Below are 19,943 nucleotides of genomic sequence, written 5' to 3'. Positions count from 1 at the left end.
CCATGACACCGAACCCTGCAACTGCCACCAGAACGCGAAGCCGTGCCCAGATAATCGCTATTGCCGTACTCGCACTCCTGCTCATCGCGCTCCTTGGCTTCTATACCTTGGTCATTGGGAAGATCGCGGCAGGGTCGGCGCAGCTCAATGACGGCGCAGGTCAGGCGTCTGCCGGCGCAGGCCAGCTCAAGGACGGCGCGGCAAGGCTTGCGGGCGGAGCTGCGGAAGCCGGGACAGGTGCGGCCAAGCTGGCTGATGGCGCGTCAAAAGTCCAGAACGGAATCCAGGCCAAGCTGGCTCCGGGAGCCCAGCAATTGAAAGACGGTGCTGACAAACTCGCTACGGGTGCCGTGAAAATCCAGAACGACGTTGATGCCAAGCTCGCACCAGGGGTCTACAAAGTGGACGACGGCGCACAGAAGCTCGCGGCGGGCGCCCTGCAGCTTTCCGCGGCACTGACTCCGACGCCGGGCGGCAACGCTGAAAACAATCTCGGCGACGGCGCCACTCAGCTAAACACCGGTGCGAACCAGCTCAACAACGGAGCCGCCCAGCTCAACGCCGGTGCTGCCCAACTCGACGCGGGCGCTTCGAGGCTCGCGGCGGGCACCGATCAGCTCAAAGGCTACCCGGGGGCCGGAGACGATCCCACCAAGGGAACCGGCTCCGCTGCGTTGGCCCAAGGGCTTCAGCAGCTCGCCGATGCCGCCAACGGCATCCAGGGCGTGGTGCCCCTGGCAACGCTGAAGGCGCAGATCAACGCGCTCAACGACGGCGCGCATCGCCTTGATGCCGGAGCCTCGCAATTGCAGGCCGGAGCGGGCCAGCTTTCGGCCGGGGCGGCGCAACTGCACGACGGCACCGGACGGCTCGCAGACGGCACCGGGAAGCTCGCGGCAGGGACTGGCAAGCTGACGGCTGGTTTCGCCACGCTCGCCCAGAAGCTCAACAGCCAGGATCCCGCGTCCCCGGGCGTGGTTCTGGGAACCCAAATGCTCGCCGATGGAACCGCAAAGATCCGCGTGGGCATGGACGGCGTACCTGGCGACCCTGAGCACCCGGGACTCCTCAAGGCCACGGCGAGCATGACGGACGGAACATCCCGCCTGGCTGCAGGCACGGACTCGTTGATGACGGGTATCAAGGGCAGCCCTGCAGATCCCTCCTCCCCCGGTCTCCTGGACGGTTCCACCGCATTGGCAGCGGGCGCCTCCAAGTTGTCCGACGGAAACGCCAAACTGGCAGCGGGCTCAGCCCAGCTATCCACCGGTGCCGACAAGCTCGCGGACGGAAATGCGCGAATCGCGGCGGGCACGGCGGAACTGCATCAGGGAGCTGCGGCGGTATCGCCGTCGAACATGGCCGAAAAATCGGACACCGGCACGGCGATCGGACTTGTGGGCATCCTGGGAGCGGGGTCCGTCGGAGCGTTCTTTTTCCTACGGAAGTTCCGGCTGGGCGCTTAGCTGCAGGAGCCTCAGGCGAGCAGCCGTGTCAAGGAATCTATTTCCCGGCCCGAAAAGTCGGAGGCGAGCTCGCCGGTGCGGTTCAGCCAGATGCCCAACAATCCGGCCGCAGTGGCACCGTCGGCATCGAGAAGGCGGTTGTCTCCCACAAAAAGGGTCTCTGCCGGGTTGGTGCCCAAGCGACGGACCCCTTCCAGGTAAATGGCCGGGTCCGGCTTGGGCACGCCTACGGTGTCCGTCCCCACCAGGACCGAGACCCGGGCGAGTCCTGCACTGTCGAGCTTCACCCGCTGGTAGTCATGGACATTGTTGCTCACGGCGCCATAGGGGACGCCTGCGGCGTCCAGGACGTCGAGGACGGGCAGGACATCGCTGAAGGCCCTGACGTAACTGGGCTGCAGGCGCGAATAGTCATTGAGCCAGGTGTGGGAGTCCTCTCCCCCGAGTTCCACGCCGAAATGCCCAAGGGCCGCGCGGCCCCGCAGGAGGCGCTGCTCATTGAACGTCAATTCACCGGCGAGGTACCGGTCATAGAAATGCGTGGTTTCGTGCGTGAAGATTCGTCCGAACTTCTCCCACCCGGCCTGGTCCAGGCCGGGCAGGAGGTGTTCGCTCACGTCACGCAGGGCCGTGGTCATGGCGTACTCAAGGTCCACCAAGGTGTCGTCGATGTCGAACAGGACACCCCGGACCGTGCCGAATGACTCATGAAGTGCGCTGATCACGAGTACCTGAACTAGCCGCGGAACGCGCGCAAGCGGGTGAGCGAGGAATCCTTGCCCAGGATGACCATCGATTCGAACAGCGGCGGCGAGATGCGGCGGCCGGAGATTGCCGTGCGCACCGGGCCGAACGCGAGGCGCGGCTTCATCCCAAGATCCTCCACCAAGGCTTGCTTGAGCGCTGCCTGGATGCTTTCTGCTGTCCAGTCGGCAAGGGGTTCGAGCGCAGCCAACGCGGCGTCCAGCACCTCGCCCAGGTTCTCGGGGAGTCCCTTGCGGGCGTCGTCGGCGACATCGATCGCGTCGTCGTTCTTGAACAGGAAGGCAAGCATCTCGGGAGCCTCGCCCAGCAGGGTGATCCGTTCCTGGATCAGCGGCGCGGATTCGGCAAGAATCTCTTCCTGGCGCGGAGTCAGGATCTCCCCCACGAAGCCTGCGGCACGCAGGTACGGCACGAGCCGCTGGCGGAAGTCCTCCGGAGTGAGCATGCGCACGTGCGTTCCGTTGATGGCTTCGGCCTTCTTGATATCGAAGCGCGCCGGGTTGCCCAGGACGTCGTGGATGTCGAAGTTGGCCACGAGCTGCTCCACAGTGAAGATGTCCTCATCGGCGCTTAGGGACCAGCCCAGGAGGGACAAGTAGTTGAGCAATCCTTCACGGATGAAGCCTCGTTCACGGTGCAGGAACAAGCTGGATTCCGGATCGCGCTTGGAAAGCTTCTTGTTGCCCTGGCCCATGACGTAGGGAAGGTGGCCGAACTCGGGCATGTACTCGGCCACGCCGATGGCGTAAAGCGCGCGGTAGAGGGCGATCTGCCGCGGAGTGGAGCTGAGCAGGTCCTCGCCGCGGAGTACGTGCGTGATGCCCATGAGTGCGTCGTCAACGGGGTTCACGAGTGTGTACAGCGGGGCGCCGTTGGCGCGCACCACGGCGAAGTCGGGCACGGATCCGGCCTTGAACGTGATCTCCCCGCGCACAAGGTCGTTGAAGGTCAGGTCTTCGTCCGGCATACGCAGGCGCAACACGGCATTGCGGCCCTCGGCCTTGTACTGGGCGAGCTGTTCCTCGGTAACGTGGCGGTCAAAGCCGTCGTACCCGAGCTTCGGGTCGCGGCCCGCAGCCCGGTGCCGTGCTTCGATTTCCTCGGGAGTGGAGTACGACTCATAGATGTGACCGCCGGCTTTGAGCTTGGCGATGACGTCCTGGTACATGTCGCTGCGCTGCGACTGGCGGTACGGTTCGTGCGGCCCACCAACCTCGACGCCCTCGTCCCAGTCGATGCCGAGCCACTTCAACGCGTCAAGCAGTTGGTGGTAGCTCTCCTCGCTGTCGCGGGCCGAGTCGGTGTCCTCGATCCGGAAAACCAGTTTGCCACCCGTGTGCCGTGCGTAAGCCCAGTTGAAGAGGGCCGTGCGGATCAACCCAACGTGCGGAGTTCCCGTGGGTGAGGGGCAGAACCGGACGCGGACCGGGGTTTCAGCGTTCACGGCAGGAATGGCGGCAGAGTTCGTCGCAGCAACAGTAGTCATAATGGTTCCAACTTTACCCCGTGGCGGTGGACGGAAAGCCCAATGCCAGCGGGTGCAAAGCGCCCGGCTGGGCGGACCGCCAAACCTCTACCGGCGGACTACCGGGTTGGACAAGCGGCCGATGCCTTCGATCTCGATCTCATAGCGGTCGCCCTCCTGGACCAGGCCGACGCCGGCCGGAGTCCCGGTCATGATGACATCACCCGGAAGCAGCGTGAAAGCCTGCGAAACGATGGACACCAGCTCCCGAACGCTGCGAATCATCTGGTTCGTGCTGCCGTCCTGGCGGAGCTCACCATTTAGCCACCCCTTGATGGCCAGGTCCTCGGGGTCGAGTTCCGTCTCGATCCACGGGCCGAGCGGCGCAGAGGTATCAAAGCCCTTGGCACGCGCCCACTGCAGGTCCGTCTTCTGGACGTCGCGGGCCGTGAGGTCGTTTCCGCAGGTGTAACCGAAAATGACATCGTCCACGCGATCTTCGGGCACATCCTTGCAGATGCGGCCAATGACAACGCAGAGTTCCGCCTCAAAGGAGACTTCCTCCGAGAACTCAGGCAACACGATTGGATCGTTGGGGCCAACGACGGCGGTGTTCGGCTTCAGGAACAGCAAGGGGTGCTGCGGAACCTCATTACCGAGTTCCCGGGCGTGCTCTGCGAAGTTCCGTCCGACGCCGATGACCTTGCTGCGGGGAATGATCGGTGCCAGCAGGCGGACGTCTTCCAGCTTGTGGCGGACCGAGGTCCGCTCGACGCCGTTGAAGAAAGGGTCGCCGTGGATGACAGTGATGACTTCACTGCCGGGCTCACCTTCGACGACGCCGTAGACGGGATCAGAATCAACAACAAACCGGGCGATACGCATGGTTTCTAGCGTACCGTCCGCGGGCGGCTACCACGCGCGCACTGTGGTGGAGGTCCCCTAGCCGCGAAGATAGTCCAATTGCGCCGCCACCGAAGTTTCAGCTGCCCACCGCACGGAAGGATCGACGTCGGGATACACCGCATCGGTGACTGCCTGGACCTCGGCTTGCGCCCCGAGCCGCGCGAGTGCTTCCCGGATCTGGTCCAGGCGCATCTCCCTGTGGGCCCGGTACTCGCGGCACACGGCGTCGACGGCCGGCAGGACGGGGCCGTGCGCGGGCAACAGCGTCGCCGGGCCGAGGCTTTCGAGTGCGTCGAGGCTCGAGAGGTAATCCCCCAGCCTTCCGTCGGGATAGTCCAGGACAGTGGTGCCCCGCCCCAGAATGGTATCGCCCGTCAGCACGGAGCCATCGGGTCCGTCGCCGGGAAGGTGGAAGCAGACTGAGTCCGATGTATGGCCCGGCGTGGCAAGCACTCGGATCTCAACGCCTGCGGCCTCGATGACCTCGCCACCGCGCAACGGCTCACCGCCGTGGCAGTGCACCGGATCCGCCGCACGGACGGGCGCGCCGGTGAGTTCGTGGAAGCGGGCAGAGGCCTCGGTATGGTCCTTGTGGCGATGGGTGATGAGAACGAGTTCCACAGTTCCCGTGGCGGCCAGGGCCGCGAGGTGCGATTCGTCGAGCGGCCCGGGATCGACGACGACCACGCCAGCAGCGTCCGACGCGGCAATGACGTACGAGTTGGTGCCGTCGAGGCTCATCGGACCCGGATTGGGCGCGAGCAGCGAACGGGTGAGGGGACTGCTGTTCTGGAAAGTGGCGTCATTGACCGGATTCACCTCTCCATCTTGGCACACGCCAATGAGCCGGACCCGGCAACGGGAAACCCGGTTCCAAGAGGCAGGAACGGCACACGACGTAGCATGGTGCCAAGGAACTGGGACGGATACAGGTGGACAGTTGCGGAGGAGGAGTCGAATGCGGAGTCAAACCCGACGAAGAAAACCCCTCTTGATGACGACGGCGATCGCCACCGCCTGCCTTTCCGTCCTCGTACTCCTCAGCGCCTGTTCCTCCGACGCTGGACCCCGATCCGCCACGGCCCAGCCCACCGTGGTGATCATCGGAGACTCCCTCAGCACAGGTCACGGCACCTCCCCTGACGATGCCTGGCCTCATCTAGTGGAGAACGATCCCGGCTTTCAACAGTTCCAAGCGACCATCGTCAATGCCGCGCATGACGGCAGCGGCTATGTCAGTGTCGGCGAGGACGGATCGACCTTCGGTTCGCAAGTGGACACAGCTGTAACCGACCAGACCCGCCTGGTGTTGTTCTTTGGTTCTGAAAACGACATGGGGACTGCCCCCGGAGAAACCGAGGCTGCGGCCTCCCGGGCGTTCGCCTCAGTCAAGTCCCGCGCTCCCCAAGCGGACATCCTGGTGGTCGGGCCGCCGTCGTACACGAGCTCGCCCGAAGCGGAAAGGCTCGACGTCCGCAACCAGGACAGGGCCGCTGCGCTGAAAGCCGGCGCCGACTTCGTTGATCCCATCGACCTCGGCTGGATCATGGACGATGCCGCGGACCTCATTGGTCCCGACGGCGATCATCCGTCCGCGGCGGGCCAGCAGTATCTGCAGGCCAAGATGGAAGCGCTCATCGGACCGCGGATCCAGCAAGCCAGCCCCGGTAGCCCCCCGTTCGCTGGTTAAACGGCGACGGCGAGCCGCCCACCAAAGTGGGAGGCCGCCGTCGGGCATTTTCCAAGACAGGGCCCACGCCGGCGAGGGACCCGAGCCGAGCTTGCGAGGCTTGGGAGCCGGTAGGGCCCACGCCGGCGAGGGACCCGAGCCGAGCTTGCGAGGCTTGGGAGCCGGTAGGGCCCACGCCGGCGAGGGACCCGAGCCGAGCTTGCGAGGCTTGGGAGCCGGTGGGGACTTAGGCCAGGCGGGTGAGCCAGCCGTGCTTGTCCTCGACCGTTCCGGTCTGGATGCCGAGCAACTGCCGGCGGATGGCCATGGTGGTTTCGCCCGCCTTGGCATCCTCGGAGCCGATGAACTCGGTCTTGTCCTTGAGCACGCCGATGGGCGTGATGACGGCCGCGGTTCCGCAAGCGAAGACCTCGGCGATTTCGCCGGAGGCCACACCGTCGCGCCATTCAGCGAGGGTGATCTTGCGCTCGGAAACCTCGCGGCCCATGTCCTTCGCCACCTGTATGACCGAAGAACGGGTCACACCTTCGAGGATGGTTCCGGTGAGTGCGGGGGTGACGAGTGAGCCGTCCTTCATGACGAAGAAGACGTTCATGCCCCCGAGTTCCTCGACGGCGTCGTCGTTGAAGTGGTCCAGGAAGAGGACCTGCTTGCAGCCGTTCTCCTCGGCTTCCATCTGGGCGATCAGGGATGCGGCGTAGTTTCCGCCGCACTTGGCTGCGCCGGTTCCGCCACGGCCGGCACGCGCGTATTCACGGGAGATCCAGATGGATACCGGCTTGAGTTCGCCGCCGAAGTAGTTGCCGGCCGGAGAAGCGATGACCCTGAAGGAGACCTCGCGGGCGGCGCGGACACCCAGGAACGCTTCCGTCGCGATCATGAACGGGCGCAAGTACAGGGCTTCGCCGTCGCCGGACGGAACCCATTCCTTGTCCGCTTGCACGAGTTCGCGTATGGCGCCAAGGAAGTATTCCTCGGGCAGTTCCGGGAGGGCCAAGCGACGGGCCGACTTGTTCAACCGGGCGGCATTGGCCTCGGGACGGAACGTCCAAACCGAACCGTCAGCATGGCGGTAAGCCTTCAGCCCTTCAAAGATCTCCTGGCCGTAGTGCAGCACTGCCGCCGAAGGATCAAGGGAAATCGGCCCGTAGGCCTCGACGCGGGCATTGTGCCAGCCACCCTTGCCCTCGGTGTCAACGCTGTAGTCGACAATGACGGTGTTGTCGGTGAAGTAGTCGCCAAATCCCGGGTTTGCCAGGATAGCTGCACGCTCCTCAGCAGACTTCGGGGTCTCCGAGAGCTGCTGGCTGAATTCGACGCCGTGGGCAGTCTGAGTCATGTTTCCTCCAGTCGGCTACCAGGCAGAGCGAACCATCTCTTGGAGGATATGGTTCAGCGACGGACCACGGCAGCAGTAAATAATTCAAGTAAAGCTTACGCCCGGGCACCGACCCTAAAGTGCAGGCACCGGCCCTAAAGTGCGGCGGCGATGGCGTCGCCGATGGCCGCGGTACTGCGGCTCTCGCCATTGCGGCTTTCGATGTCGGCGACGACGGCGGCCTCGATCCTGCGGGCGGCGGTCGTGTAGCCGAGGTGGTCCAGCAACAAGGCCGCGGACAAGATGGCGGCGGTCGGATCCGCTTTCTGCTGTCCCGCGATATCCGGGGCGGAGCCATGGACGGGTTCGAACATGGAGGGCGCGGTGCGGTCCATGTTGATGTTGCCCGAGGCCGCCAGACCGATGCCACCGGTGATGGCCGCTGCAAGGTCTGTGATGATGTCTCCGAAGAGGTTGTCAGTGACGATCACGTCAAAGCGGGAAGGGTCGGTCACCATGAAGATCGTCGCGGCGTCGATGTGCAGGTAGTCGTGGGTGACCTCGGGGAATTCCCTGGCCACGGCCTCGACAGTGCGCTTCCACAGGTGGCCTGCGAAGACCAGGACGTTGTGCTTGTGCACGAGGGTGAGGTGCTTGCGGGGACGCTCACTGGCGCGGCGGAAGGCGTCCCGGACGACGCGCTCGACGCCGTGGGCCGTGTTGAGCGACACTTCGGTGGCAACCTCATGGGGGGTGCCACCGCGCAACGTACCGCCGTTGCCGACGTACGGACCCTCGGTGCCTTCGCGGACCACGATGAAATCGATGTTGCCGGGGTTGGCCAGCGGGCTGCCCACCGTGCCGTAGAGACGCGAAGGGCGCAGGTTCACGAAATGGTCCAGGCTGAAGCGGAGCTTGAGCAGCATCTCGCGTTCGATGATCCCGGAAGGAATGCGGGTGTCCCCCGGGGCCGCACCGACGGCGCCGAACAGGATGGCATCGCGGGTGCGCAGATCTGCCAGGACCTCGTCCGGGAGCGTTTCGCCAGTTTCAAGCCAGTGCTGGGCTCCGAGCTTGTATTCAGTCTGTTCCAAGGTGACGCCTTCTTCGGCGACAACCTTTTCCAGGACCTTGAGGGCTTCGGCAATGACTTCGGGGCCAATGCCGTCGCCGGGAATGACAGCCAGGTTGATCGTTGCGGCGGGTTGCGTTGCGCTCATGTTTTCAGACTGCCAACGCATCCACATGTTGGTCAAAATCGTCTCACCATCTGGGCAGTCTCGGGGTCTTATCTCCGCGGGCAGCTACTTGCCAGAAACAGGTGAAGCGACCACGGCAACATTTTTGCCCCAGAGATCCTGGGTGTAGCAGCTGATCAGGACCAGACGGTCGGGCACCGCCACCCAGACGGGACTGTCTTTCAAAGTCGATTTTGTGTACGTCGTGACGGATTCGACTTTGTATGTCATCGTTCCCGTTGCCGTGACGACTTTGAGCTCATCCCCGGGTGCTGCCGCATAGCTGAGATGGTTGAACGGCGCGTCGAGGCCTTCCCAACTGTGCCCGATCACGTAGGTGGTATTCGTCGAGCCCGCTCCGGGGGTTCCGAACGTACTGAGCCAATATGCATCCATCGTCTCCGGCGGCTCAATGCTCTGCCCGCCAGCCGGGTCCGGTCGCAGCGGGTGAACCACCACATCCAGGCCGACCGCCGGGTAGGTAATCTGCAACGGTGCCGACGCCGCAGGGAGAGGCGGCGTTCCCGGCGCAGTCGCAGGGGCGCCCACTGCCGCCCTGTTCTCCCCGGGCTTGTTCGCAGGAGCAGGCGACGAAGGCGCCCGGCTCCCCGCAACGGAATCGGGAGCAGAACTCCGGGGCGAAGCCGAGGGGACGGCCGGCGCGGCCACGAGGGACGTCCCGCCCGCCGGCCCCGCGCCGAACGGAGCCGGGTTCCCGGGGCCTGAGACGCCGTAGACCAGCCAGGACGCGAGCAGCCCCCCGACGCAGATCGCCAACAACAAAAGATCCCTGAAACTAATCAGCAGGCCACGGATACCGACTACGCGGGACTGCCGCGTGTAGCGGTGACTGGCCATGATCACTCCTGGAGATAGTGGAGCAAGTGGCTGGGTGCCGCCCATCGTATTGCGGCACCCAGCCGGGTTTGCCTAGCGGTCTGCCTTGCGGGCCCGCACCCCGCTCCTCACGACTACAAACGAGGCCACTGCGCCGAAGAGAACAGTCAGGCCGGCAAGCCATCCGGGGATAGCTGCGTCCGCCTTTGCGCCAACCGCCGTCTGGACGTTGTAGCCCACGTTGGTTACTGCGGGGTCCGGCGCAGTTGCGGCCGCGACCGGAGTGACGGCTGCAGGCACGGGCGCTTCCGGCACAGAGACGGGTGGAACCACAGGGGTGACAACCGGCGAGGTCACGGGCCCCACCTGCTCCACCGGGGGGCTAGTCACGGGGTCCGTCGGCGGGGTGGTCACCGGGTCCGTCGGCGGGGTGGTCACCGGGTCCGTCGGCGGGCTCGTCACCGGGTCCGTCGGCGGGGTTGTCGCCGGCTCCGTCGGCGGGCTAGTCACGGGAGGGCTGACCACGGGCGGGCTCGCAACTACGCATCCGGCGTTAAGGATGGCGATGTTTTCCGGGGTCAGGTTTTGACCGTTGGGCATGAAGTCGCCTGAGTTTGCAGGTACGATATCCGCGGTATCCGCGACATGCCCGGACAGGGCCGACAGGCTCATGGTCACTGCTATATAAGGGTGCGACGCCGAATGGGTGGCGTGGCAGATGGTGATCTTGTCTGAGGGTGCAGCATTCGCCGACACTGTGGCACCCAACAACCCCAGGCCCACGACCCCCATGGTGGCAATAGTTCGTTTCATTTCGGTCCCTCCAACCACATCAGGTTCGAGCTGACCAGACTTTTGCGGAGTAACCGTCTTCGAGACCCGGGAAAGACAAGTACGGGAGACCTCAACCAGCGAGATGAATCTTGACAGTTACTCCCCAGAAAGTGTCATCAGTTCGCTTGCTTCTCAGGCTAGGTTTCGGTCTCCTAATTAACGCGAGTGGCGGGTACGCGTTTACCGGCAGGAAACAGCGTCCCTTGTCCCGGCTGCTACCTGCACCGAGTGGATCTCCACTCGCCAGCGGGAATGTATCACTTGGAAGTCCAGCGAACCGCCGGATCCGCCTCGGGACGCTTACCAATCATGGGGCGGGAAAAGGAACACCCCCTCACCCAGTGGGATGAGGGGGTGTCACGCGCAGCAAGAGTGGGCGAGCGTTTGCCCAAAAGGCGACTTAAGTGAGCGGGCGTTTGCCCAAAAGGCGACTTAAGTGAGCGGGCGTCTAGGCCTCGGCGGGCTCCTCGTAACGCGGGAAGACCGGGGCCGGGGCCGGGAGTTCCGTGCCGGGGACGATCGGCGTCGCGATGGCCGCGAACTGGCGGGCCTCCCCTTCCGGCTGTCCCAGGACCTCAAGCAGCTTGGCCGCCGACGTCGGCATCACCGGCTGGGCGAGGATCGCCACGATGCGGACAACCTCCAGGGTGACGTACAGCACGGTGTTCATGCGCTCGACGTCGGTCTTGCGCAGCACCCACGGGGCCTGCTCGGCGAAGTACGCGTTGGTGTCACCCAGCACGGCCCAGATTGCCTCGAGGGCACGGCTGAATTCCTGCTTCTCGAAAGCGGCGCGGGCCACGTCCAGCAGTCCGCCGGCCTGGGCCAGCAGCGCGGTGTCCTCCGCCGAGAAATCGCCCGGAACCGGAACCTTGCCCTCGCAGTTCTTCGCCACCATGGACAGCGAACGCTGTGCCAGGTTGCCGAAGTTGTTGGCGAGGTCTGCGTTCATGCGGCCCACGATCGCCTCGTGGTTGTAGCTGCCGTCGGCACCGAAGGGCACTTCGCGGAGGAAGAAGAAGCGCACCTGGTCCAGGCCGTACTGCTCGACGAAGTCCTTAGGGGCCACCACGTTGCCGAGGGACTTGGACATCTTGACGCCATTGTTGGTCAGGAAGCCATGGATCATGACGCGCTTCGGCAGTTCCAGGCCGGCGCTCATCAGGAAGGCGGGCCAGAAAATCGCATGGAACCGTGAGATGTCCTTGCCAATGACGTGGACGTCCGCGGGCCAGAACTTGCGGAACGCCTCCGATTCGGCGTCCGGGTAACCGACCCCCGTCAGATAATTGGTCAGGGCATCGACCCACACGTACATGACGTGTTTGTCGTTCCCCGGCACCGGGACGCCCCAGTCGAAAGTCGTGCGGCTGATGGACAAGTCCTGAAGGCCCTGCTTGACGAAGCTTATGACCTCGTTGAAGCGATACTGGGGAGCGCCGAATTCCGGTTGCCCCTCGTACAACGCCAGCAACCTGTCCTGGTAGGCGGACAAGCGGAAGAAGTAGCTCTCCTCCGCGGTCCACGTCACCTCGGTGTCGGTACCGCGCGAGTAGCGGACGCCGTCGTCCTTCAGTACAGTTTCGTCCTCGGTGTAGTAAGCCTCGTCGCGGACCGAGTACCAGCCCTCGTACTTGGACAGGTAAATGTCCCCCTTGGCTTCCATCTTCTTCCAGATGGCCTGGGAAGCGGCGTAGTGATCGGCGTCCGTGGTGCGGATGAAGCGATCGTAGGAGATGCCCAAGGCAGCGTGGGCTGCCTTGTAGATTTCGGCATTCCGGTCCACGAGTTCCTTGGGCGTGATGCCTTCTTTCTCCGCAGCCTGGGCAATCTTCATGCCGTGCTCGTCCGTACCGGTCAGGAACATCACGTCATAGCCATCGAGGCGCTTGAACCGGGCCATCGCGTCGGTGGCGATGTACTCGTAGGCATGCCCGATATGCGGCTCGCCGTTCGGATACGTAATGGCGGTGGTGATGTAGAACGGGGGTTTATCTGGAGACGTCACTCTACGAAGTTACCTTCTCTTGGAGATGGAAAGACCGGACCGGCCGCATGTGACGGCCGGTCCGGAAGCAGCGGGGGGCCCACGCCGCCAAGGTTCCCTGGCCGTGGGCCCACAGCCGCCGGGTTCCCTGGCTGTGGGCCCACAGCCGCCGGGTTCCCTGGCTGAGCTTGCGAAGCTAGGGGGCGGCTGGGGACTTGCGAAGCTAGGGGGCGGCTGGGGACTTGCGAGGCGAGGGTGGTGGTGGGGACTAGTTCAATTCAGTCAGCGTGTCGCTGAGCCTGACAAGCTCGTGGTCGTGCGACGCCACCAGCACGGCGATGCCGTCGCTGGTGGTGTCCTTCAGGATGCTGATGATGCGGTTTGCCGAAGTGCGGTCCAGGCTTGCCGTTGGCTCGTCCACCACCAGGACACGGGTGCCCAGGATCAGGGCCCGGGCGATCGCGACACGCTGGCGCTCACCGCCGGACAGCTGCGCCGGACGGTGGCGCATGCGCCGGCCCAGCCCCACCAGGTCCAGCAGGTCCTTGGCCATTTCCGTGCGCTGCTCCACTTCGCCGTCGGGAACGGCCGGCAACAGCACGTTCTCCAAAGCGCTCATGCCGTCGATCAAGGCGCCGCCCTGGTCCACGTACCCGATCAGGGCGCGGCGACGGTCGGCGATTTCGTCGTCGCCCATCTTCTCGAGGGAATCGCCCTCCCACAGGACACGGCCCGACGTCGGAAGCGTGAGTCCCGCTCCCACCGTCAGGATGCTGGTCTTGCCTGAGCCGCTTCGCCCGGCGACGCAGTGCATCTCACCGGCGTGCAGGTTCAGGTTGAAGTCCTCGACGACGGTGACGGGCTCCGCGCCACCCTTGTCACCGCCGTAGCGGATGGTGATGTTGCTCAACTGCAGGGGCATACCGTGGTCAGCGGCCCGCAAGATGGTGTTGGCGCGCGTCTGGAACGACTCGTCGGTGGATTCCGTGGTCGCGGTCAGATCGGGTTCGAGGTTGTCAGTCATTTGACCACTTTCGTTGCAATGGGAATCCAGCAAATTACGGCCACCACTCCGGCCAAAGCGGCCCAAAGTGCGGCATAAGGAGCGAGCAACAGGCCCAGACCCAGCGCCCCCACGACGCCGAGGATCAGGGCAACTGCTCCGACCAAGGCATTTTCGAAGAACCGGACCTGCCCCAGCATGTCCGGGTTCCAGCCCATGGCCCGGAGAGTGCCGAGCTGCTCCCGCCTGGCCTGGAGTTCGAACCGACCCGTGACCAAGGTCAGTACGAGGCCCACGAGCACTCCGCAGACTGCCAGGATGACGCTCGGCAGGGCTACGGTAGCTGAGGCGAGCCCGCTGAGGGCGCTGGCTCCAGCTGCGCGCGGGATGTCAATGAGCAAGGCGATCAGGGCACCGACGGCCGCCCCGAACACTCCCACAGCCACAGCCAGCGCGACTGAGCTGAAGCGGTGGGTGACCAGTTGGCGGTACGCAAACGTCAGCGGCGAATCCACCGGGATCAGGCGTTCATCGTGTTGGGGTTCCTGGTCAACGATGTCGCGGTGCCGCAATTGCTGGGCCGCGATGTATGCGGCGGCGCAGTAAATGAGCAACACGGACGCGGAAACAATGACCGTGGCCAGGTTCCAGCTCAGAAGGCTCAGCGCAATGCCTGCCACGGCGACGATGCCCGCACCGATGCCGAACTCCTCGAGGACCCAACTTCGGATTTTCCTCTGGGTCCAGCCCATGGCGCGGAGGATCCCCGCCTCGCTGCGGCGCTGGCGGATATAGCTGACTGTGGAAGCGCCGGTCAGGAGAGTGGCCCCGCACAGCGTCAGGAAGAGAAGGGTGATATTGGTGCCCGTCAGGGAACCGGAAACGGCATCGGCGGCATCCTGCCGAACCCACGATTGCTGGACGGTGCCCAGGGCGGATTCCTTGCCGGCGTCGTCCTTGGAATATCCCGGGACGAAGATGTTGGCGTCTTCACGCGCGGAGCCGGCCACCACTGTGGCTTGTAGACCCATGTCGCGGATCTGCGCCGCGAGCTTGTCGACCTCCGGTTGGGCCTGCTTCCAGTTCCCCGGCGCGCTGGCGCGGACCCGGACGGCGTCGATGACGTTGGCGTTGGAATCGTAACCGCGCGCTGCGGCAAGGCCGTAGTAGTCGGTGATGGCACCGGCAGACTGGCTGACCAGGCCGGTGGCGCTCAGCGAAGGCTTGAGGCCCTTGGCTGCGGTGTCATTGCCCGAAGCGTCCTTCTGGAGCGTCATCGGAGCCGGGTCGTAGCCACCCAAGGGCAGCTTGTTGACGTCGCCGGCCGCTTTCTGGATCTGGGCAGGATCAAACGTCCCGTAGACCATCGGCAGCGGGGTCGCGGGCTTCGAGCCCGTGGCAAGGTTCTCCCGGTAGGAGCGCTCGTCGACCGGCTTGCGTTGGCTCTGGTCCACGATCGCACCGAAGGCCGACTTCTCAGGCAACTTGTTGACGGTGACCCAGTCCCCCGGTGTGGCGGACTTGGCAACGGCTCCATTCGCAGAGGTTTCGCCGTCCTTGTACTTGGGTGCGGCTGCGAAGTCCGTGCTCCACTGGGCCGGCTGGTACAGGCCTTGGCTGAAGTTGCCCATGTTACCGAGCAACTGACTGTGGTCGGTGGACCCGGGCCATGACAGGGCGAACGGCGACTTTGACACGAACGGCAGGTAGTCCTTGTCCAAGGAACGTGAGACAGTGCCGACGTCGTTGACGACCTTGCCCGAATCATCGATTTCCTGGATTTTGACCGAGTACTTCAGATCCAGCGAGGTTCCCTGCCGGACGATCAAAGGAATAGCCTGCGAGGCATCCGTGATCTGGCCGGACAGTTTTGCCTGCTGGTACTGGGTCATGAGGGGCGCCCAGTATTTGAGCTTGACCCCCATGAAATCCGGGCCCTGCTCGAGTTCCTGCTGCGTGGGGCTCTTGGCGAAGAGTTGTTCGAAGTAGCGGCCGATGGCCCCCGCGTTGCGGGTGTCGGCCGGCGGCGCCTTTTGCAGCGGTGCGAGGAAGTCTCCGGCCGAGCCCAGGAGGGCGCGTTCAGCTGTCGGATCGACGGCGACGACAGACTCGGTGACCTGTGGAGCCATGGGCAGCGCCACCGACAGGTTGAAGAGGTTGTGCTCCGAGCCGCCGGCAGGAGCGGGGAACTTGATGCCGGTCTCTCCCGCGGGCCCGGCGATGCGGATGCTCTTGCCTCCGGCAGTCTGCTGCTCCACGACCTGCCCCTTGCCGAGCGTGCCTTCAGCGCTGGTCTGGAAGAGGGTTTGCTCGGACACTCCGTCGGAGCTCACGGCAGTGGCGGTGAGGCGGTACTTCTTGGGCTGCGCGGGGAGGACGGACTCCGGCGCGGGCCAGCTCTTGGAGTCCGTTCCGGTCGGATCTCCCGCGGTGGCTCCACCAGCCAGCCCCGCGTTGTAGCCAAGGTAATCCATAGCATCAAGCCGCGGAGTTTCCAGGTTCTGCGTCACCCGGGACACGAGGCTGATGGGCGCCGCTACCGACGCACCGCTCAGCCCGCGGATCTTCTCGAGTTGCGGGAAGCTGATGCCGCCCTGGCCGTTCGCGATGTCCGGCTGGAGGAGTGCCCCGCCGTCCTTGGCATTCGCGGACTTGGCCTGGACCAGGATGTCGTACAGGCCGCGTGAGTTCTCATCCACTGTCCGGTTCAGCGCGGCCTGCGACTGGCTCTGGATGAATACGGACAAACACATGGCGACGATCAAAATGGCCGCGGTCAACAGAAGCACACGGCTTCTGATGAACCTCTGGACGGCGTTCATAGGGCTCCCTGAGTCCTGGATTGCGGGTGTGCACACTGCTGTCCCTGGAACCATGCCGAGGCAATAGGAATCCACCGGGTGCGTGCAAAAGTTATTGGCCGGCCTGCCGCCGGTTCCGAATTTCGGACCAAGCCATTGTAGGCAGACCGGCCAATGTTATGTGGCCGATGTGAAGTGCGGCACACTTTTCTAGCTCAAACGGTGAGGATGCTAGTCCTCCAGATCCACTTCGCGAACCATGTCGGCGCCGATGCCCGCCTTGATTGCTTCAAGGACCTGCTGCGGCACCGAAGTGTCGATCGTCAGCAGCGCCAAGACCTGGCCGCCTTCGCTCTGGCGTGCCACCTGCATGCCACCGATATTGATGTTGTTCATGCCCAGGATGTGGCCAATGGTGCCGATGACACCGGGGCGGTCCGCGTAGGAAACAACCACCAAGTGTTCGCTGATCGGTATTTCGACGTCGTAGCCGTTGACGCCTACAAGCTTCTGGACCTGCTTGGGTCCGGTGAGCGTGCCGGCCACGGAAATCTGTGAGCCGTCACTGAGTGCCCCGCGGATGGTCAGGACGTTGCGGTAGTCCTCGGCTTCCGGCGTCGTGATCAGGCGGGTGTTGATGCCGCGCTGCTCGGCGATGACGGGCGCGTTGACGTAGGAGACCTGCTCGGTCACGACGTCGGCGAATACGCCCTTGAGCGCCGCCAGTTCGAGGACCTTCACGTCCAGGCTCGCGATTTCGCCCGCGACCTCGACGTCGATCTGCGTCAGGGATGCGTGGGTCAGGGCCGTGAAGATCCGGCCGAGTTTTTCGATCAGCGGGATTCCGGGGCGGACGTCGGAAGCGATCACGCCACCGGCAACGTTGACAGCATCCGGCACGAGTTCGCCGGCGAGGGCGAGGCGCACGGACTTCGCCACGGAGACGCCGGCCTTTTCCTGGGCTTCGTCCGTGGAGGCACCCAAGTGGGGCGTCACGATGACATTGTCCATGCCGAAGAAAGGAAGGTCGGTGCTCGGCTCCTTGACGAAGACGTCGATGCCTGCACCGGCGATCTGTCCGTCTTCCAAGGCCTCGTGGAGGGCCTCTTCATCGATGAGGCCGCCACGGGCGACATTGACAACGTAGGCCGTTTCCTTCATCTTCTTGAAAGCGTCGGCGCCCAGCATGCCCACTGTTTCCGGGGTTTTAGGCATGTGGATGGTGATGAAGTCGGACTTCTCCAGCAGCTCGTCGAGGGTGACGAGCTTGACGCCGAGCTGCGCCGCGCGTGCGGAAGTGATGTAGGGGTCGTAGGCGAGGATCTCGGTCTCGAAGCCTTGCAGGCGGGCGGCCACGAGCGCTCCGATGCGTCCGAGGCCGATGATGCCGATCTTCTTCTCGAAGAGTTCGATGCCCGTGTACTTGGAGCGCTTCCACTCCCCGCCCTTCAGGGCGGAACTGGCCTGGGGGATGTGGCGGGCAAGGCTGAGGATGTGGCCGACCGTCAGCTCGGCAGCGGACACAATGTTCGACGTCGGGGCGTTGACCACCATGACGCCGGCCTGGGTGGCGGCCTTGATGTCCACGTTGTCCAGGCCGACGCCGGCACGCGCGATGATCTTGAGGTTCTTGGCTGCGGCAATTGCCTCGGCGTCCACCTGGGTGGCTGAACGCACGAGGATGGCGTCGACGTCGACGATTGCGGAGAGCAGCTGGGAGCGGTCCGCACCGTCGGTTTGGCGGATCTCGAAGTCCGGGCCAAGGGCCTCGATCGTGGCGGGCGAAAGTTCCTCAGCGAGGAGTACTACTGGCTTGGTGCTAGTCACCGGTGACCTCTTTAGCTCTCTTTTTCAGGTGGGGTTTTGGTGAAACGATTCTTTGACGACGAAGGCCGGACCCGGTATACCGGGTCCGGCCTCCATGCCGGGCGGCTTCATTTCGAGCCTATCCCGAACGGCGTTCTGTGTTGAATTGCTACGGCTCCTGCCGCGGCTTCAACGGGTGCCTTGACTAGCGCGCTGCGGAGCCTTCGACGTAGTCCTCGTCCTGCTGCTGCCAGGAGAACAGGGAACGCAGCTCGCGGCCGACACCCTCGATGGGGTGCTGCTCTGCCTTGGCCCGCAGTTCCTTGAACTCGACGGCACCGTTGTCCTGGTCGTCGATGAAACGCTTGGCGAAGGCACCGGACTGGATGTCGGCGAGGACGCCGGCCATGTTTTCCTTGACCCGGGGGTCGATGACGCGCGGGCCGGAGACGTAGTCGCCGTACTCTGCGGTGTCGGAAACGCTCCAGCGCTGCTTGGCGATGCCGCCCTCCCACATGAGGTCAACGATGAGCTTGAGCTCGTGAAGAACCTCGAAGTAGGCGATCTGCGGCTGGTAGCCGGCTTCGGTCAGGGTCTCGAAGCCGTACTGGATCAGCTGGGAGACGCCGCCGCACAGGACAGCCTGCTCACCGAAGAGGTCGGTTTCGGTCTCTTCGGTGAAGGTGGTCTTGATGACGCCGGCGCGCGTGCCGCCGATTGCCTTCGCGTAGGACTTGGCCAGTTCCCAAGCGGAACCGGAAGCGTCCTGCTCGACGGCGATGATGTCCGGGATACCGCGGCCGGCTTCGAACTCGCGGCGGACGGTGTGTCCGGGAGCCTTCGGGGCGATCAGGATGACGTCAACGCCCTCGGGCGCCTCGATGTACCCGAAGCGGATGTTGAAGCCGTGGGCGAAGGCAAGGGCCTTGCCGGCGGTCAGCTTGTCCTTGATGGAGTCGTTGTAGATCGCGCGCTGGTGCTGGTCCGGTGCCAGGATCATGATGACGTCGGCCCATTCGGCGGCGTCGGCAACGTTCTTGACCGTGAAGCCCGCGTCCTCGGCCTTGGCGATCGACTTCGAGCCTTCCTTGAGCGCGATGACAACCTCGACGCCCGAGTCGCGCAGGTTCAGCGCGTGGGCGTGGCCCTGGGAACCGTAGCCGACAATGGCAACCTTGCGACCCTGGATGATCGACAGGTCTGCGTCGTCGTCGTAGAACATTTCAGTCACTTGCGTAACTCCTCTTGAGTGGTTTTGTAGATATTGTCTGTGGTTCGGTATCGGGCTACTACGCAGTACCTAGGACAGTGCCTAAGCGCTGCGCAACGCCCTGTCACTCATGGAGCGGGATCCCCGCCCAACGGCCAAGGTGCCGGACTGCACTATTTCGCGGATGCCGAACGGCTCGAGCACTGAAAGCAGCGCTGCGAGCTTTTCCGGGGTACCGGTTGCCTCAATGACCACCGAGTCTGTGGAAACGTCAACCACTGAGGCACGGAACAAGTCTGCAGCTTGGGTGACCTGCAGGCGTGTCGCGGCATCCGCACGTACCTTGACCAGGATGTGGTCACGCTGCACGGAAGATTCTGGAGTCAGCTCGACAATCTTGATCACGTTGATCAGTTTGTTGAGCTGTTTGGTGACCTGCTCGATGAGGTCGCCATCGGCGTCGACGACGACGGTCATCCGGGAAATCCCGGAGACCTCGGTCGGGCCGACGGCCAGGGAGTTGATGTTGAAGGCCCTCCGGGCGAAGAGGCTGGCCACGCGGGTCAGCACGCCGGGCTTGTCTTCGACCAGAACAGACAGTGTGTGGCGGCTCATGG

16 protein-coding genes are annotated in these 19,943 nt (G+C 64.2%); 2 read left to right on the top strand and 14 right to left on the bottom strand.

Going from position 1 to position 19,943, the window contains the following annotated elements; genetic code table 11:
- Window positions 1-2: 2 nt before the first annotated feature.
- Window positions 3-1,466, top strand: coding sequence for a hypothetical protein (locus ABEA18_RS13675; protein WP_345449932.1), 1,464 nt, complete (start codon window positions 3-5; stop codon window positions 1,464-1,466).
- Between the two features lie 11 nt (window positions 1,467-1,477).
- On the opposite strand, the gene ABEA18_RS13670 is transcribed toward ABEA18_RS13675, so the two are convergent.
- The 4 genes from ABEA18_RS13670 to ABEA18_RS13655 all read right to left on the bottom strand — a co-directional run bounded on the left by ABEA18_RS13670 (window position 1,478) and on the right by ABEA18_RS13655 (window position 5,421).
- Window positions 1,478-2,191: an HAD family hydrolase gene (locus tag ABEA18_RS13670; protein ID WP_345449931.1), complete on the bottom strand. Its 714-nt coding sequence runs from the start codon at window positions 2,189-2,191 to the stop codon at window positions 1,478-1,480.
- A gap of 11 nt (window positions 2,192-2,202) precedes the next feature.
- Window positions 2,203-3,717, bottom strand: a complete 1,515-nt coding sequence (gene gltX, locus ABEA18_RS13665) for a glutamate--tRNA ligase (protein WP_345449930.1) — start codon at window positions 3,715-3,717, stop codon at window positions 2,203-2,205.
- 87 nt (window positions 3,718-3,804) lie between these two features.
- Window positions 3,805-4,581, bottom strand: coding sequence for a fumarylacetoacetate hydrolase family protein (locus tag ABEA18_RS13660; protein WP_241707477.1), 777 nt, complete (start codon window positions 4,579-4,581; stop codon window positions 3,805-3,807).
- 57 nt (window positions 4,582-4,638) lie between these two features.
- A complete protein-coding gene (locus ABEA18_RS13655; protein WP_345449929.1) occupies window positions 4,639-5,421 on the bottom strand; it encodes an MBL fold metallo-hydrolase in 783 nt (260 codons plus the stop codon).
- A 139-nt stretch (window positions 5,422-5,560) separates the two neighbouring features.
- Between ABEA18_RS13655 and ABEA18_RS13650 the strand changes: the two genes are divergently transcribed.
- Complete coding sequence (locus ABEA18_RS13650) at window positions 5,561-6,292, top strand: SGNH/GDSL hydrolase family protein (protein WP_345449928.1); 732 nt, start codon at window positions 5,561-5,563, stop codon at window positions 6,290-6,292.
- Window positions 6,293-6,518: 226 nt separating this feature from the next.
- On the opposite strand, the gene ABEA18_RS13645 is transcribed toward ABEA18_RS13650, so the two are convergent.
- From ABEA18_RS13645 to ilvN, 10 genes are all read right to left on the bottom strand, one after another.
- Window positions 6,519-7,631, bottom strand: coding sequence for a branched-chain amino acid aminotransferase (locus ABEA18_RS13645; protein WP_345449927.1), 1,113 nt, complete (start codon window positions 7,629-7,631; stop codon window positions 6,519-6,521).
- 134 nt (window positions 7,632-7,765) lie between these two features.
- Entirely contained in the window at window positions 7,766-8,830 is a 1,065-nt protein-coding gene (locus tag ABEA18_RS13640) for a 3-isopropylmalate dehydrogenase (protein ID WP_425550528.1), read from the bottom strand.
- Window positions 8,831-8,914: 84 nt separating this feature from the next.
- Window positions 8,915-9,706 (bottom strand): class F sortase, encoded by a 792-nt coding sequence (locus ABEA18_RS13635; protein ID WP_345449926.1) that lies wholly within the window; start codon window positions 9,704-9,706, stop codon window positions 8,915-8,917.
- A gap of 72 nt (window positions 9,707-9,778) precedes the next feature.
- A complete protein-coding gene (locus ABEA18_RS13630; RefSeq protein ID WP_345449925.1) occupies window positions 9,779-10,498 on the bottom strand; it encodes a hypothetical protein in 720 nt (239 codons plus the stop codon).
- A 469-nt stretch (window positions 10,499-10,967) separates the two neighbouring features.
- Window positions 10,968-12,527 carry a methionine--tRNA ligase gene (gene metG, locus ABEA18_RS13625; RefSeq protein ID WP_345449924.1) on the bottom strand — a complete coding sequence of 520 codons (1,560 nt, stop codon included), beginning with the start codon at window positions 12,525-12,527 and terminating at the stop codon, window positions 10,968-10,970.
- Between the two features lie 247 nt (window positions 12,528-12,774).
- Window positions 12,775-13,530, bottom strand: a complete 756-nt coding sequence (locus ABEA18_RS13620; RefSeq protein WP_345449923.1) for an ABC transporter ATP-binding protein — start codon at window positions 13,528-13,530, stop codon at window positions 12,775-12,777.
- A complete protein-coding gene (locus ABEA18_RS13615; protein ID WP_345449922.1) occupies window positions 13,527-16,331 on the bottom strand; it encodes an ABC transporter permease in 2,805 nt (934 codons plus the stop codon). The genes ABEA18_RS13620 and ABEA18_RS13615 overlap by 4 nt, the downstream gene beginning before the upstream one ends.
- A 210-nt stretch (window positions 16,332-16,541) precedes the next feature.
- The gene (gene serA / locus ABEA18_RS13610) at window positions 16,542-18,137 is read right to left on the bottom strand and encodes a phosphoglycerate dehydrogenase (protein WP_236811602.1); all 1,596 of its coding nucleotides are present in this window, start codon (window positions 18,135-18,137) and stop codon (window positions 16,542-16,544) included.
- A gap of 184 nt (window positions 18,138-18,321) precedes the next feature.
- Window positions 18,322-19,347 carry a ketol-acid reductoisomerase gene (gene ilvC, locus ABEA18_RS13605; RefSeq protein ID WP_078108575.1) on the bottom strand — a complete coding sequence of 342 codons (1,026 nt, stop codon included), beginning with the start codon at window positions 19,345-19,347 and terminating at the stop codon, window positions 18,322-18,324.
- 81 nt (window positions 19,348-19,428) lie between these two features.
- Window positions 19,429-19,941: an acetolactate synthase small subunit gene (gene ilvN, locus ABEA18_RS13600; RefSeq protein WP_236811607.1), complete on the bottom strand. Its 513-nt coding sequence runs from the start codon at window positions 19,939-19,941 to the stop codon at window positions 19,429-19,431.
- Between the last annotated feature and the right edge of the window lie 2 nt (window positions 19,942-19,943).

The sequence above is a fragment of the Arthrobacter gyeryongensis genome (assembly GCF_039543785.1).
GTDB lineage: Bacteria > Actinomycetota > Actinomycetes > Actinomycetales > Micrococcaceae > Arthrobacter > Arthrobacter gyeryongensis.
The sequence above is the reverse complement of the archived record's forward strand: the minus strand, read 5'-3'. Positions and strand labels throughout refer to the sequence as shown.